At 70.2% G+C, this 15,356-nt stretch carries 15 protein-coding genes; 10 read left to right on the forward strand and 5 right to left on the reverse strand.

Translation table 11 applies throughout. The features are described from left to right. On the reverse strand, positions 1-2,203 hold a 2,203-nt coding region (locus tag OERS_RS19175), incomplete at its 3' end, for a transglycosylase domain-containing protein (RefSeq protein ID WP_068627629.1). Between the two features lie 163 nt (positions 2,204-2,366). Here OERS_RS19175 and OERS_RS19180 point away from each other — a divergent pair. Beyond that, on the forward strand, positions 2,367-3,029 hold the full coding sequence (locus OERS_RS19180; RefSeq protein WP_068627630.1) for a TMEM175 family protein: 663 nt from the start codon (positions 2,367-2,369) through the stop codon (positions 3,027-3,029). A 32-nt stretch (positions 3,030-3,061) separates the two neighbouring features. Continuing rightward, positions 3,062-3,361 (forward strand): DUF1330 domain-containing protein, encoded by a 300-nt coding sequence (locus tag OERS_RS19185; protein ID WP_068627631.1) that lies wholly within the window; start codon positions 3,062-3,064, stop codon positions 3,359-3,361. Positions 3,362-3,482: 121 nt separating this feature from the next. Here the strand turns inward: OERS_RS19185 and OERS_RS19190 are convergent, their stop codons facing one another. Then, entirely contained in the window at positions 3,483-4,205 is a 723-nt protein-coding gene (locus OERS_RS19190; RefSeq protein ID WP_248948765.1) for a phosphatase PAP2 family protein, read from the reverse strand. A 208-nt stretch (positions 4,206-4,413) separates the two neighbouring features. On the opposite strand from OERS_RS19190, the gene OERS_RS19195 reads away from it, so the two are divergent. Further along, the gene (locus tag OERS_RS19195) at positions 4,414-5,205 is read left to right on the forward strand and encodes a phosphotransferase (protein ID WP_068627633.1); all 792 of its coding nucleotides are present in this window, start codon (positions 4,414-4,416) and stop codon (positions 5,203-5,205) included. A 24-nt stretch (positions 5,206-5,229) separates the two neighbouring features. Here the strand turns inward: OERS_RS19195 and OERS_RS19200 are convergent, their stop codons facing one another. Both OERS_RS19200 and OERS_RS19205 read right to left on the reverse strand, forming a co-directional pair. After that, a complete protein-coding gene (locus OERS_RS19200; RefSeq protein ID WP_068627634.1) occupies positions 5,230-5,481 on the reverse strand; it encodes a hypothetical protein in 252 nt (83 codons plus the stop codon). A 160-nt stretch (positions 5,482-5,641) separates the two neighbouring features. Beyond that, positions 5,642-6,868 (reverse strand): GTPase, encoded by a 1,227-nt coding sequence (locus tag OERS_RS19205; RefSeq protein ID WP_083201618.1) that lies wholly within the window; start codon positions 6,866-6,868, stop codon positions 5,642-5,644. 260 nt (positions 6,869-7,128) lie between these two features. On the opposite strand from OERS_RS19205, the gene OERS_RS22330 reads away from it, so the two are divergent. The 6 genes from OERS_RS22330 (at position 7,129) to OERS_RS19235 (ending at position 13,316) form a co-directional block, all read left to right on the forward strand. Next, a complete protein-coding gene (locus OERS_RS22330; RefSeq protein ID WP_068627635.1) occupies positions 7,129-8,058 on the forward strand; it encodes a cold-shock protein in 930 nt (309 codons plus the stop codon). 407 nt (positions 8,059-8,465) lie between these two features. Then, positions 8,466-10,346: a molecular chaperone DnaK gene (gene dnaK / locus OERS_RS19215; RefSeq protein WP_056644875.1), complete on the forward strand. Its 1,881-nt coding sequence runs from the start codon at positions 8,466-8,468 to the stop codon at positions 10,344-10,346. Beyond that, positions 10,343-10,972 carry a nucleotide exchange factor GrpE gene (grpE, locus tag OERS_RS19220; RefSeq protein WP_068627636.1) on the forward strand — a complete coding sequence of 210 codons (630 nt, stop codon included), beginning with the start codon at positions 10,343-10,345 and terminating at the stop codon, positions 10,970-10,972. Before dnaK ends, grpE begins: the two co-directional genes overlap by 4 nt. Before the next feature lie 239 nt (positions 10,973-11,211). Continuing rightward, entirely contained in the window at positions 11,212-12,228 is a 1,017-nt protein-coding gene (locus OERS_RS19225) for a DnaJ C-terminal domain-containing protein (RefSeq protein WP_056644882.1), read from the forward strand. A gap of 77 nt (positions 12,229-12,305) precedes the next feature. After that, positions 12,306-12,800 (forward strand): heat shock protein transcriptional repressor HspR, encoded by a 495-nt coding sequence (locus OERS_RS19230; RefSeq protein WP_068627637.1) that lies wholly within the window; start codon positions 12,306-12,308, stop codon positions 12,798-12,800. Positions 12,801-13,007: 207 nt separating this feature from the next. Further along, complete coding sequence (locus OERS_RS19235; RefSeq protein WP_056644890.1) at positions 13,008-13,316, forward strand: DUF1540 domain-containing protein; 309 nt, start codon at positions 13,008-13,010, stop codon at positions 13,314-13,316. A 129-nt stretch (positions 13,317-13,445) separates the two neighbouring features. Here the strand turns inward: OERS_RS19235 and OERS_RS19240 are convergent, their stop codons facing one another. Next, on the reverse strand, positions 13,446-14,213 hold the full coding sequence (locus OERS_RS19240) for a hypothetical protein (protein WP_082849254.1): 768 nt from the start codon (positions 14,211-14,213) through the stop codon (positions 13,446-13,448). Positions 14,214-14,431: 218 nt separating this feature from the next. On the opposite strand from OERS_RS19240, the gene OERS_RS19245 reads away from it, so the two are divergent. After that, positions 14,432-15,356, forward strand: a 925-nt coding sequence (locus OERS_RS19245) for a sigma-70 family RNA polymerase sigma factor (RefSeq protein ID WP_139107952.1), incomplete at its 3' end; no start/stop codon positions are given.

Below are 15,356 nucleotides of genomic sequence, written 5' to 3' on the forward strand. Positions count from 1 at the left end.
GCCAGGACCCGGTGGAGACGATCGACCCGGCCCCGCTGTTCGGGGCGGCCTCACAGGCGCGGGAGAGCTTCGGCAGGTTCAACCTCGCCATCGCGGGGTCGGGGCCCGGGAAGCCGACGACCGGCGTGCCCTCGAGCGCGGTCTCCATGTAGGACCGCCACGTCGGCGCGGCGAGCGTCGAGCCGTACCACCGCTTCTCGTAGCGGCCGTTGATGCGCATGTAGCTCATCGAGACGTCGTTCTCGGCGTTGCCGATCCACACGGCCGTGACGAGCTGGGGCGTGTACCCGATGAACCAGGTGTGGTGGTTGTTGTTCGCGGTCCCCGACTTGCCGGCGCTCGGGCGGGAGAGCTGGGACTTCTTGGCCGTCCCCTGCGTCATGACGTTCTCCAGAGCGAACGTCACGGTGTTCGCGATCCGCGGGTCGACCGCGTTCGGGGTGCAGTTCGCCGAGGGGACCGGGAGGTCCGTGCCCTCGGCGCCGACGACGCGGGTGATCGCGATCGGCGCACAGTACGTGCCGCCGCTCGCGAACGTCGCGTAGGCCGCGGCCATCTGGAGCGGGGACGAGTTCTGGGTGCCGATCGTCATGGTGGGCATGACGTGGATCGAGGACGCGTCGCCCTTGAGCTCGGACGTGATCGAGGGGCGCAGCCCGGCGTTCCATGCCATGTCCCGGACCCCGCACAGGTCCAGCTGGGACTCCATGGACGCGTACGCCGTGTTGACCGAGTTGAACGTCGCGCGCAGGACCGGGATCGACCCCTGGTCGGTCGACCCGTCGGAGTTCCCGGGCGACCACGGGATGCGGTCCAGCCGGGCGCACGAGGCGCGGAAGTCCTTGTTGGGCACGAACGTGCGCTTGTTCGCGTTGACCGTGTCGTTGAGCGTGTGGCCCGAGCGCAGCCACTCGGCGAGCGTGAACACCTTCCAGGTCGACCCGGGGGAGAAGCCCCGCGACGAGCCGTGGAGCTGGTCCGCGGAGTAGTTGATGGCCGTGGTCCCCGGAGCGGGTTCGCGGGCGACGTCGTAGGGCCGGTTCTGGGCCATCGCGAGGATCTTCCCGGTCCCGGGCTCGACCGTCACGAGCGCGTCCTCGAGGCCGCTCGGGTCCAGGGCGGGGACCGCGGCCGTGATGTTGGCCTCCGCGGCGGCCTGCAGGCGCGGGTCGAGGGTCGTGGTGATGTCCAGGCCACCCCGGTACAGCAGGGCCTGACGGTCCTTCTTGGTCTCGCCGAACGTGGGGTCCGAGGTGATGACCTTGGTGACGTAGTCGCAGAAGAACGCCGCGCCGGCTGCTGTCTGGCACCCGGCCGAGATGGGCTGGACGTTGAGGGTCGCGGGCAGCGGCGTCGCGACGGCCTCGTCGTGCTCCTGCTGGGTGATGTACTCCTGCTGGAGCATCCTGTCGAGGACCCGGTTGCGGCGCGCCTCGGAGTTGGCCGGGTTCGTCACGGGGTCGTACCTGGTCGGCGCGTTCGTCACCCCGGCGATGGTCGCGGCCTCGACGATGCCGAGCTCGGAGGCGTGCTTGCCGAAGTAGTGGAGCGAGGCCGTCTCGACGCCGTAGACCCGGATGCCGAACTGCGCGATGTTGAGGTAGCCCTGCAGGATCTCGTCCTTGGTCATGACCGTCTCGAGCGAGATCGCGAGCTTGGCCTCGCGGGCCTTGCGGCCCAGCGTGTCGTCGCGGGCAGCGCGGACCGCGATGGGGTCCTCGTCGCGCATGGCCTGCTCGATCAGGACGTTCTTCACGTACTGCTGCGTCAGGCTCGACCCGCCCTGCGTGTCGCCGCCGGTGAAGTTGTTGATCGCGGCACGGCTCACGCCCTCGGGGTCGAGCCCGCCGTGCTCGTAGAAGCGCTTGTCCTCGATCGCGACCACGGCGTTCTTCATGTGCTGCGAGACCTCGTCGAGCGGCACCACGATGCGGTTCTCGGTGTAGAACGTCGCGAGGAGCGTGGTCCCGTCGTTCGCGAAGACGCGTGACTTCTCGGAGAGAGGGCCGGGCTGCAGGTCGTCGGGGAGGTCGTCGAACAGCTGCGTGACGTCCTTGCTCACCGCGCTGGCACCGGCGGCGAGCGGCAGCAGCAGGCCGGCCGCGAGGACTCCCCCCACAGCCGACACGAGCAGGAAGGCCAGGAGGAGCGCGAGCGCCTTGACGGCGTGAGGCTGCTGGCGGGGTCGTGTGGACTGGCCCATCTGCCGACTGTACGTCCGGCGGTGCGCTACGGCTCGGCGACATCACGGTCGTGACCTGGGCGTGACATGGGCGGTGCTGCACCGTCGGACCGGACCCGGCCCGATCCTCCCCGGGCAGCGGCCGCTCCGCCGTCCTAGCCTGGAGGTCGACCCGGGAGGCGACATGCTCACGTCCCGCACGCCGCGAGGCCTCGACCGGCTCGTCAACTTCACGGACGCCGCGGTGGCCATCGCCATCACGCTCCTCGTCCTGCCCCTCGTCGACCTGGTGACCGACGGCAAGGAGCACCCGCTCCGCACCCTCCTGGAGGACGAGCGGGGGACGTTCCTCGCGTTCGCGATCAGCTTCGTCGTGATCGCGAGCTTCTGGACCGGGCACCACCGGGTGTTCGAGCACCTCGAGGACTACTCCTCGGCCATGCTCTGGGCCAACTTCCTGTGGCTCGCGAGCATCGTGTTCATCCCGTTCACGACCCAGCTGCTCGCCGACCAGGGCACCGACACCGCGCCCGTGAACGCGCTGTACATCGGGACCATGATCGTCACGACCGGGAGCCTGGCCCTGATCGAGGTCCTGGCGGTCCGGGACCCGTCCCTCCAGCGCGCCGAGGTCCGCGGGCAGCTCGACGCCCGCGGCGCGCTCGTCGCGATCGCGCTGCTGCTCGTCGCGCTCGTGCTGAGCGTCGTCGCGCCGGTCGTCGGGCTGTACTGGCTGTTCCTGCTCTTCCTCTCCGGGCCGCTGACGCGGTTGTTCCGGTCACGACGTCCCACGGAAGGGGCGGGCGTCGCGCAGGACGCCTCGGAGGAGCCCGGCCGCCAGGACTGACGAGCCGACGCCCCGGGCGCTAGCGTGACCTCGTGCCACTCACGCTCTGCGTCCTCCTCTGGGCCGTCGACGGTCAGGTCCGCTCCCTCGCACGCTACGAGGACGAGGTCCTCGCGCTCGTCCCGCGCCACGGCGGGCGCGTGCTGTCGCGGGTCCGGAGCATGCCGGGCGAGGACGCGGCCCGGCCCACCGAGGTGCAGGTCATCGAGATGCCCGACGACGCAGCGCTCGCCGCGTACATGGCGGACCCGGACCGCGTGGCGCTCGCGGACCTGCGGGACCGGTCGGTCGCACGGACCGAGATCGTGCGGGTCGAGCAGGTCGTCGGCTGACGGCCGGGAGCCGACGGCGACGGCTCGTACGTCGAGGGCGTCCGGCCGGGCCACCGTGGGTGACGCCGCGCGTGGTCGACGGTGACCCGCGCGCGTCGTCGGCCCGCGCAGCCCGTCGTCGTCAGGCCCGGACCTGCGACGTGTCGCGGCGCAGGTAGCCCCATGCCAGGACCGCGCACACGACCCCGTTGACGAACCCGGCGAGGACGTCGGTCAACGAGTGCATGCCGCGGTACAGCCGGGCGAAGCCGACCGCGAACGGGACGAGCACCGCGAGGACCGTCAGCACGACCCGGAGCGCCGGGTTCTGCACGCGCTGCGCGAGGAGCGCGAGCGTGAGATAGAAGGCCGTGGAGGCCCCCGTGTGGCCGCTCGGGAAGCTCGAGGTGGGCGGGGCGTGGTCGAGCATCTCGACCTCGGGGCGCGAGCGGCCCACGACGAGCGAGGACGTCAGGAAGACCAGTGCCTGCAGCGACACCGCGAGCGCGGGGACCAGGGCGAACCACCACTGCCGCGTGCGCCACCAGATGAGTGCGACCGCGAGCACGCAGGCGCCGATGATGAACTCGGTCGTCCCGATCGCGGACAGCATCTCCGTGACCGTGTCGAGGAAGGGGGTCCGCCAGGTCACGAGGTTCTCGTTGATCCCGGCCTCTCCCGGCAGGTTCTGGAGAGGACCCTTGATGAGGAACCCCAGACCCACGACGGCGAGCCACAGCGCGGCGCCGGGAAGGAACGCCCGGAGGGCCAGGTCGCGGGCGACCTCACGGCCGGTCGGCCGAGAGGTGTCGAGCTCGTAACGGTGGACGAACGGGTGCACAGGGCCTCCAGCGGTGGTCGGCACGCGACGACTGAGGATCGGCGCGCGAGCGTCACCGGACATTACGTGCAGACCGGGCGACTCGCGCGTCGGGAGCGATCACGACGGCCGATGCGACCGTGGGTCGTGGGCAGCGTGCGGTGCCGAGCACGCGGTTGTGGTCGTGATCCGGCGGGTTCTGGACGGGGACCGCATGCTCGTCGCGCAGCCAGCTCCTGGGTAGGGTCGTCCGGTGCAGCCACCGAGCGAGGTCCTGGAGGAGTTCGGCGCCGTCGGCCCCGCGGTGAGGCTCGACGGCGGGCGGGGCGCCGCGTGGCGCGCGGGCGACCTGGTGCTCAAGCCGCTCGACGTGCTCCCGGCCGAGCTCGACTGGCTGCGGCGCCACGCGCCAGCGGGCAGCGACGACCTCCGGTTGAGCCTGCCTGCCCCGAGCCGAACGGGCGAGTTCGTCGTCGACGGTTGGACCGCGTTCCCGGTGCTCCAGGGCGAGCACGCCGCGGGACGGTGGGCCCGGATCGCCGACGTGGCGTGGCGGTTCGCGGAGGCGTTCGACGGCGCTGAGCGGCCGCCGTTCCTCGACGAGCGGACGCACGCCTGGGCTCGTGCGGACCGCCTCGCCTGGGGCGAGGACGCGGTGGAGGTGCCCGACGACGTCCCGCACCTCCCGGCGCTGCTCGCGGCCCGGCGGGTGGCCGCCGAACCGTCGACGATCGTCCATGGCGACCTCACGGGCAACGTGCTGTTCGCCGACGGCCTGCCGCCTGCGGTCATCGACCTCACGCTCTACTGGCGGCCCGTGCGGTACTCGGTGGCGATCGTCGCCGTCGACGCGGTCTGCTTCGAGGGAGCGCCGCTGTCTCTCCTCGAGACGATCGACCCGGGGGAGGGCTTCGCCCAGCACCTCGTGCGCGCGCTGGTGTTCCGGATCGCGACGGACTGGTTCAACGAGCTCGCACCCGACACCTCCGCGGTCTACGCGGCGACCGTGGAGCGGGTGCTCGACCTGGCAGCGCGGGGGCGGTAGCCGCACCCTCGCTGCGGCCGGTCGTCAGGGCGTGTCGGTGGCCTGCGCACCCGAGCGGTGCAGGGCCGCCACGACTGCTACGCCCGCGATCGCCAGGACTGGCCCGAGCGCGAACGCCGCGACCTCCGCAGGCATCAGGCGGCCGACGGTGTGCCCCTCGTCCGCAGCGACGCCCTCGACGTAGCCGGTGTAGGCGCCCGCGGCGAACAACAGCGTTCCGCCGATGATCGCGAGCCAGCACAGGACGAAGACGCCCCGTCGCAGACCTGGAGTCATGTCGTTTTCTCCTTGCTCGACCAGGCAGCTGCGGAACCGTAGCGCAACAGCGCACGATTGCCCCTCGACCCGGTCGAGGGGCAAGGATCAATGGGACGCGGGCGCAGGTTTCTGTCATCCGACGACCGACCCCGACGGTTCGGTGAAAAGCCTGCCGTGCTCACGGGACCTCGGCGGCCATGGGGATCGTGGAGTTCGTCTTGTTCTTGAGGACCCAGCCAAGGACCTGCGTCACGGTAGGCCCGTAGCTGCTCCAGAGCGACTCGACATCGTCGAGCTTGAGTTCGCCGGTGAAGACTCTCTCGCAGATCCGCGTCCAGGCTTCCCCGGAGGCAGCGGTGAGCGCGGCAGCCACGCTCGCGTTGATGACCGAACCAGCCCCAGGGATGAGCTTGACGACGCTGCGCGCGAGCGCCTTGCCAGCGATCTGGGTTGCGAGCTGGCTGACCGCCTGAGCACTAAGAACCACCCTCAGATCGATGCCATAGACCGCGGAGATCTTCCCCATCATGCCCAGCTGGATCGGTGCGAGCATGGCCGCGTCGGCGAAAGGGACGGGTACGGCTGCTGCTGCGGCAGCGCTCACCGCCGCAGCAGCAGTGAAGCGACGGGCCAACTCGAGCTTGAGCGGGAGCGAGAGTCGCTGAGCGACCCGGAATGCGTCCTGGGCAACCTCGGGAGACAGCCCGAGCGTTGCGGTCATGAGATCTGCCAGTCCGTGCTTCGGACCGTACTTGCCCTGGTCGACCGCGGCGGTAGCGATCACGGTGACCGTCGGGAGGTCGATGGGCTCGCCGCGATGATCACGTGGCTCGGCGAGGAAGTCGAGGAACTTCTCGGCGTCCTCGTCCAGAGTCCACCGACCGGCGAGGTTTCGTGCACGTCTGACCTTCGTCAGAACGATGATGACGTGCTTGCCCGCCGCGTCGAAGGCGCGAATCGCATCGATCTCTGCGGGGGTGAGACGAGCAACGCTGGAGAGAACGCAATACCAGACGACCGAGACCTGCTTCTCGGGCGGGCCCGTTGAGATGGTTGACAGGTTCTCCTGGACCATCTGCGCGGGAGTGAGCGTGGTTCCGACTTCGAAGCCCTCAAAGTCCCAGATGCCAAGAGTCTTGTCGTGGTTGACGTAGTAGTGGATTCCCCGGGTGACAGGCAGGCCGATTCCGGTCGCCGCCCGATCCTCTCCGAAGACCGCGTTGAGGAGGGAGGACTTCCCGACTCCGGTGCCGCCCGCGATGGCGAGGTTGAACCTGCCGAAGCTCTCCCGCGCCTGTGAGGCCGCCTCGAACAGCGGGGTCGGGTCGATCGTCTCGACCGGGTCCTGGCGCTCGTCTCGCGATTCCTTCTCGCCACCGGTCCTGGTGCTGCCCTTGGTCCTCATGCCTGCTCCTTGCGCCGCACATCCGTCATGGATGGAGGCTTCTCTCGAGTGGTGGCCGTCGTGCACCGAGAGTGTGGCATCGGGTGCCAGTGGAGGTCGATCTTTGACGGGCGAACTTCACCCGGTCGGCGGGAAGGATGGGGCGCCAAGACCGATCGCCGTCTCGGACCGGTTTTCGGCACAGCTTCCCCCACCCGTCGGCGGTCGCCCCCGGGGGGACAATGGGAGACAGCAATGTCTGCCGAGAAGAAGGAGTCTTCGTGGTCCAGGGAACTGTCCGATGGTTCGACGCCGACCGAGGCTTTGGCTTCATCGACCTCGGGAACGAGGCCGAAGACCTGTTCGTGCACGCGTCCGAGATCGTCGGTGACGACGGACCGAGGCTGCTCCGTGAGGGGCAGACCGTCGAGTTCGAGATGGGCGAGGGGGACCGTGGGCCCCAGGCGCGCCGCGTCCGTGTCACGGGCGACCGCGCCGCAGACGCGCCCATGGGCGTGCTCGGCACCGTCAACTGGTACGAGCCGACCAAGGGATACGGGTTCGTCACGCCCGACGACGACCGCACCGAGATCTTCGTGCACAGCTCGGCGATCGTCGGGGGCGGTGTGATCTCGGAGGGGCAGCGGGTGGCGTTCCTCGTCGTCGACGGGGAGAAGGGGCCGCAGGCCGACCACCTGCTACCGCTCAGGGCGGAGGCCGCACGGCCCGCGTCAGACGGCGCCGACGGCACCGTGTCCTGGTACGACGACATCAAGGGCTTCGGGTTCATCGCTCCCGACTCGGGAGGCGACGACGTCTTCGTCCACGTCAAGGCGCTCGGCTCGGGACTCACCGAGCTCTCCGAGGGCGATCGGGTGACGTACGACGTCGTCGACGGCGACAAGGGCCCCAACGCCCGCAACGTGCAGCTCGCACGCGGCTCCGGGGGCGGGCACGGCGGCATGGACCGCGGACGGCCGGGCCGTCCCGCCGCATCCGGCGGACCCGTGCGCGGCGGCGAGGGCACGGTTGCGCGCTACGACGAGGAGCGTGGTTTCGGTTTCATCACCCCCGATGACGGGGGCCTGGACCTGTTCGTGCACGTGTCGGTCGTGCGGGGTGACGAGGTCCTGGAGGAGGGCGACCGGGTCCGGTACAAGGTGCGCCAGAGCGACCGGGGACCGCAGGCCGACGCCGTCGAGCTGGCCTGAGCCAGGGGCGGGCGCCGCGAGCGAGGGGATGAGCGGCTCCAGGCGACCGGCCCCTCGAACGACCACGGCGACCACCTCTCGTCGTGGTCGTTCGCGTGCGACACGACGTGCGACACGACCTGCGTCGCCTCCTGGGCGAGCCGTTCGACCCTGGGAATACCCCGCCCTCACCCAAGGTTGAGCCTAGTGGACTCAAGTTCACGCCACCGCCGCTTGCGCAGCGGCACGGACCGGCATAACTTGAGTGAGGACGACTCAACCGGCAGCCGGGTGGCGACACCCATCACCGGGCAGGGGAAGGTCCGGGCGAGCGCGCCACCACGCGCCGTCGGGCAGTGAACCGCCACGGGCTGCCGATGGAACGACACACACGTAGCAGCACACAGCAACACAACGGAGGCACGAACATGGCACGAGCGGTCGGAATCGACCTGGGCACCACCAACTCGGTGGTTGCCGTCCTCGAGGGTGGGGAGCCCACCGTCATCGCGAACGCCGAGGGCGCTCGCACGACCCCGTCGGTCGTCGCGTTCTCGAAGACCGGCGAGGTCCTCGTCGGCGAGATCGCCAAGCGTCAGGCGGTCACCAACGTCGACCGCACCATCACGTCGGTCAAGCGCCACATGGGCACCGACTGGTCGGTCGAGATCGACGACAAGAAGTACAGCGCGCAGGAGATCTCCGCGCGTGTGCTCGGCAAGCTGAAGCGCGACGCCGAGGAGTACCTGGGCGAGCCCGTCACGGACGCGGTCATCACGGTCCCGGCGTACTTCAACGACGCCGAGCGCCAGGCGACCAAGGACGCCGGGCAGATCGCGGGCCTCAACGTCCTGCGCATCGTCAACGAGCCCACCGCCGCCGCTCTGGCCTACGGCCTGGAGAAGGGCAAGGAGGACGAGCTCATCCTCGTCTTCGACCTCGGTGGTGGAACGTTCGACGTCTCCCTCCTCGAGGTGGGCAAGGACGAGGACGACTTCTCGACCATCCAGGTCCGTGCGACCTCGGGCGACAACCGCCTCGGTGGCGACGACTGGGACAACCGCATCGTCGAGCACCTCATCCAGCAGGTGAAGAACAGCTCGGGCGTCGACCTGTCCAAGGACAAGATCGCGCTCCAGCGTCTGCGTGAGGCTGCCGAGCAGGCGAAGAAGGAGCTCTCGTCCGCGACGAGCACCAACATCTCCATGCAGTACCTCTCGATGAGTGAGAACGGCCCCATCCACCTGGACGAGAAGCTCACGCGCGCTCAGTTCCAGCAGATGACGCAGGACCTCATCGACCGGACCAAGGCGCCGTTCCACGCCGTCATCCGTGACGCCGGCATCTCGGTCAACGACATCGACCACATCGTGCTCGTGGGTGGTTCCACCCGCATGCCCGCCGTGACCGAGGTCGTCAAGGAGCTCACGGGCGGCAAGGAGCCCAACAAGAGCGTCAACCCGGACGAGGTCGTGGCCGTCGGTGCCGCGCTGCAGGCCGGTGTCATCAAGGGCGAGCGCAAGGACGTCCTCCTGATCGACGTCACCCCGCTGTCCCTGGGCATCGAGACCAAGGGTGGCGTGATGACCAAGCTCATCGAGCGCAACACGGCCATCCCGACCAAGCGCAGCGAGGTCTTCTCGACCGCCGAGGACAACCAGCCGTCGGTGCTGATCCAGGTCTTCCAGGGTGAGCGCGAGTTCGCCCGCGACAACAAGCCGCTGGGCACGTTCGAGCTCACGGGCATCGCCCCGGCCCCGCGCGGCCTGCCGCAGATCGAGGTCACCTTCGACATCGACGCGAACGGCATCGTCCACGTCGGTGCCAAGGACCGCGGCACCGGCAAGGAGCAGAAGATGACCATCACCGGTGGCTCCGCGCTGCCGAAGGAGGACATCGACCGCATGGTCAAGGAGGCCGAGGAGCACGCGGCCGAGGACAAGAAGCGTCGCGAGGAGGCGGAGAACCGCAACCAGGCCGAGGCGTTCGTGTACTCGACCGAGAAGCTCGTCGCGGAGAACAAGGAGAAGCTCCCCGCTGAGGTCGTCACCGAGGTCGAGGCCGACATCGCGTCGGTCAAGACCGCGCTCGAGGGCACCGACGCGGAGGCCGTGAAGTCGGCCCACGAGAAGCTCCTAGCCTCGAGCCAGAAGATCGGCGAGGCGCTCTACGCCGCTGCCGAGCAGGAGCAGGCCGCGGGTAACCAGGGCGCGGCTGACGCCGACGCCGCTGCGGCCGCCGGTGCTCCGTTCGCGCCCGACGAGGACATCGTCGACGCGGAGATCGTGGACGAGGACGACAAGAAGTGACGAGCGACGCCCAGGGCCCCGAGGAGCTCGGCTCCGAGGACCAGCCCTTCCACTTCACCGACAAGCGCAAGGTGACCCCGGAGGGGCAGCCCAAGGAGGCTGCCCCCCAGGGGGCCGGCTCGGCGGGGGACGACGCGGAGACCGACCCGCTGGCCGGGCTCGACTTCGAGCCCACCGGCGAGGCCGGGGACGACGCAGCGCTCCTCGCTGCGCAGTCCGAGGCGGCTGCCCACCTCGACGCGCTCCAGCGCGAGCGGGCCAGCTTCACCAACTACCGCAACCGGTCGCTGCGTGACCAGGAGGCCGCGCGCGTCAAGGGCGTCGAGGACGTCCTGGCCGCGCTCCTGCCGGTCCTCGACGACATCGACCGGGCCCGCCAGCACGGCGAGCTCGACGGACCGTTCGTCGCGATCTCCGACAAGCTTGACGCGAGCCTCGCGAAGTTCGGCATCGAGCGGTACGGCGTCGTAGGCGAGGAGTTCGACCCGAACGTCCACGAGGCGCTCATGCACCAGGTGGACCCGCAGGCCCCGTCGGCCACGGTCAACATGGTCATCGAGCCGGGCTACCGGATCGGCGAGAAGGTCGTGCGCGCCGCGCGCGTCTCGGTCGTCGGACCGGAGTAGGACGGTCATGGGTGCCCGGTCCTCCGGGGCCGGGCGCCCACGTTCTCGGATGCCCGACGACGGAGCGCACCTTCCACGCGAAGGTGACGCTCCGCCGTCGGGCAGGCCGGGAGAGCAGGTCCCCCGGGGCCTGACGCACGACAGAACGACAGAACGAGCGAACGACTGAACGAACACCAAGACTTCAGAGACGAGACGACCACCGGCCCCCGGCCGGTGACACCACGAGAGGAGGCGCCTTGACCGGTCAGGACTGGATCGAGAAGGACTTCTACGCCGCGCTCGGCGTCCCCAAGGATGCCGACGACGCCGCGATCAAGAAGGCGTACCGCAAGCTGGCCCGTACCTACCACCCCGACCAGAACCAGGGTGACGCGAAGGCCGAGGCGAAGTTCAAGGAGATCGGCGAGGCCTACGCGGTCCTGTCCGACGCCGAGCAGCGCCAGCAGTACGACGCGATCCGTGCCATGGCCGGCGGGGGCGCCCGCTTCTCCGCAGGAGCCGGCGGGCCCGCCGGCGGGGCCGGAGGCTTCGAGGACATCTTCGGCGGCATGTTCGGCGGCGGTGGTGGCGGTGGCGGGGGAGGCCGAGTGCGGTACTCCACGCAGACCGGCGGAGGCGGAGGCTTCGAGGACATCCTCGGGTCGATGTTCGGCGGCGGAGGAGCCCAGACGGGCTTCCGCCCCAACGCGGCAAGGCCGCAGGCCGGTGCCGACGTGCACTCGTCCGCGACGCTCGGGTTCCGGCCCGCCGTCGAGGGTGCGACCGTCACGGTCTCGACCGAAGGTCGCACCGTCACGGCCCGCATCCCTGCCGGTGTGCGTGACGGCCAGAAGATCCGCCTGCGCGGCAAGGGCCGTCCGGGCGTCGCGGGCGGAGCGCCGGGCGACCTGGTCATCACGGTGCACGTCACGCCGCACCCCGTGTTCTCGGTCGACGACAAGCACAACCTGCGGCTCACGGTCCCCGTGACGTTCGCCGAGGCCGCGCTCGGCGCGACCATCGAGGTCCCGCAGCTCGACGGCAAGCCCGTCAAGGTCAAGGTCCCCGCGGGCACGCCCTCCGGGCGCACGCTGCGCGTCAAGGGCAAGGGTGTCAAGACCGCCAAGGCCACCGGAGACCTGCTCGTCACGATCCAGGTCGTCGTGCCGCAGAAGCTCTCGAAGGCCGCCAAGGAAGCGGTCGAGCAGCTCGCGGCAGCGACAGACGGCGAGAGCGACGTGCGTTCGGACCTGTTCGGACGCGCCGCGGAATAGCAGGACCCGCGCTCGACGAGGCCCCGCAGGCCTCGTCGAGCGCCACCCCCAGGAGCAGAATGGTGAGAGGAGGACGCATGGTCAGGAAAGAGTCCGGAGCGGCAGCGGCACAGGTGCCGTTCAACGCGTACGACGACGCCCCCGTGCTCGCCATCTCGCAGGCGGCGGCGCTCGCAGGGATGCACCCGCAGACCTTGCGCCAGTACGACCGGCTGGGGCTCGTGACCCCGCGCCGCACCATGGGGCGCGGGCGCCGGTACTCCCAGCGCGACGTCGCGAAGCTCCTCGAGGTCCAGCGGCTCTCCCAGGAGGAGGGCGTCAACCTCGCCGGGATCCGCCGCATCCTCGCGCTCGAGGAGCAGGTCGACCGGCTCGAGTCCCGGCTCGACGCGCTCTCGGCGCGGCTCGAGGGCGGGCGAGTCTTCGCCGCGGGGGTCAGCGGCGACGTGGTCATGGTCCCTCGGGGACGACGGGTCCGGCGAGGCAGCCCGGAGGACGCCGGGCGAACCGTCGCAGGGCAGGGCACGGAGACCCGGGCACTCGTCCTCTGGCGGCCCGGGCGCGGGGACTGACCGCGCCGAGACCCGCGTCGCGACGCGAGAGATGCCGAGCCGAACGCGATTCCCTTCGCATTTACGCGCGGTTCGTGTGACGTAAAAATGGCGGAATTCCGCCGAAGTGAGTGAGGCCTTGCTTCCTATACAAGGGCTGCATCAAGGAATACCGTGAAGGAAATGCACGGTTGATCTGCCCCTGTCCCTCGAGCAAGGAGAAGTCCCATGAGCAGCCTGATGGAGTTGCCCCAGGTCGTCGAGTGTTCGATCGACGGCTGCGGATACAACCACGAGCACGGCTGCCACGCCGGTGCCGTGACGATCGCCGCCCACGGCGGCGAGGCCGAGTGCGCCACGTTCATCCCGCTCACGGCCAAGGGCGGCCTCGAGAAGGTCATCGCCCACGTCGGCGCCTGCCAGCGCGGGGAGTGCGCCCACAACGAGTCGCTCGAGTGCAACGCCTCCTCGATCCGCGTCGGAGCCGGCCCCCTGGGCGCCGACCACGCGGACTGCCTCACCTACGCTCCTCGCTGAGCGAGTCCCAACCCCTCGCGCGACGTCCCCCCATCGCGCGATCCCCCCTCGACGCCCTCCTCGTCCCTCGCCGGACGACGGGGCGTCGAGGTGTGTCCGGGGACGCGGCACCTCGCGGGGGAACGTCTCTCAGCGCCCGAGCGCCTGGAGCAAGGACGCGGCTCCCGCGTGAGCGGTCGGGAGCGGCTCGACCCAGACGCGCGGAGGGCGCCGGAGCACCGCGGTGACGCCGTAGGAGAGCGCGGTGCGCTCGATCCGGTGCCGCAGCTCGGAGCGCAGCGGCTCGAGGTCCGCGCCGCGCTCGCACAGCGCGGCGTAGACGCCCCCGCCGAGCGTCGCGACGGGATGGCCCGTGCCGAACACCTCGGTGAAGATCTTGCCCATCGCTGCCGCGCGCGCGACCTTCTGCCAACCGTCGATCCGGTCGACCGCGACGTCCACGAGCAGCAGGCAGTGGGTGCGGGACGCGGGGCGCCCGCTGCGCTCGCCCGCGCCGTACGTCTCGCGCAGTCGTTGCACGAGGTACTCGGGGGTGGCCAGGCCAGAACGCGGGTCGGTCGTGAGCGGGACCAGGAGGCTCGGCTCGTTGCCTCGGACCCAGCCGGTGCTCAGGGCGCGCAGGGTGTCGAGCTCGGGCTGGGTGCCCCAGGCGCCGAACAGGCACGCGAGGTCGTCGATCGTCTCGCCCATGCTGATGCCGACGTGCCCCCGCGCCTCACCGAGCCGGTCGGCGGCAGGGGCCGTGGGGCGTCCGTCTGTCAGCGCCTCGGCCAGTGCCTCCACCGCAGGGTGGTACCAGTCGCCGGGGCGCAGCCAGACGGAGTCCATGCTCGCCGCCTGCCACTCGGCGAGCAGCGAGTCGACGGCTGGCTGGGGGTAGCCAGGTCGTAGGTCCATACCCATGAGACCCCTCAGGCCGACACTCATGACGCGATACCGACCGAGCACTTTGGTTTCATCCGCTCGGAGGTCCGGGCGGTTCGCGAGGATCGCCCCTCCGAGGATAGGACAAGCAACGCATATCGCCCGTGAGACGTTGAAAACACTGGGGTTCGTGACGTCTACTATGAGCGAGAGGAGCCTCAACTGCACGAGGCGCAGTCAGGGGCGAGGGAATGACCCAGGTCGAGACGTACGCGGACGGCGCTTCGACGAGCGACGCCGAGCTGATCACCGCCGTGCGCGGTGGTGACCACTCCGCGTTCGGTGCGCTCTACGAGCGGCACGCTGCTGCCGCCCGTACCGTGGCGCGCCAGTACGTCCACTCGTCCTCGGACGCGGACGACGTGGTCTCCGAGGCGTTCGCCAAGGTCCTCGGCATCCTGCAGACCGGCGGGGGACCCGACGTCACCTTCCGTGCCTACCTCTTCACGGTCGTCCGGCGCCTCTCGTACGACCTGGTCAACGGAGTCAGGCGCACCCAGCCGACCGACGACGTCGAGACCTTCGAGACCGCGTTCGGCCCCATGGCCTCGACCGAGGACCCGACGCTGCAGGGCTTCGAGCGGTCGATCGTGACCAAGGCCTACCGGGGCCTGCCCGAGCGGTGGCAGGCCGTCCTCTGGTACACCGAGGTCGAGGAGATGAACCCGGCCCAGATCGCGCCCCTGCTCGGGCTGTCGGCCAACGGAGTCTCGGCCCTCGCCTACCGTGCGCGTGAGGGCCTGCGTCAGGCCTACCTCCAGCAGCACCTGACGGGAGCGGCGAGCGAAGGGTGCGAGGTCGTCAACCCTCTGCTCGGCTCCTACGTCCGGGGAGGGCTCGCGAAGCGGGAGAACGCCAAGGTCGACGCGCACCTCGAGGGCTGTGGCGAGTGCCGAGGCCTCGTGCTCGAGCTCGGAGACGTCTCGCACGGCATGCGTGCGGTGATCGCGCCCCTGGTGTTCGGGGTCGCGGGACTCGGGCTGGTGGGGCACGCGCTCCCGGTCGTCGGGGGCGGTGCCGTCGCCGGCGGTGCGGGCGGAGCCGGCGCGGGTACCGGGGCCTCGGCGAGCGCCTCCGGGACGACAGCAGGGACGTCCGGGGGAGCCGCGGCAGGGG

It is taken from the genome of Oerskovia enterophila, from assembly GCF_001692445.1.
Classification (GTDB): Bacteria; Actinomycetota; Actinomycetes; order Actinomycetales; family Cellulomonadaceae; genus Oerskovia; species Oerskovia enterophila.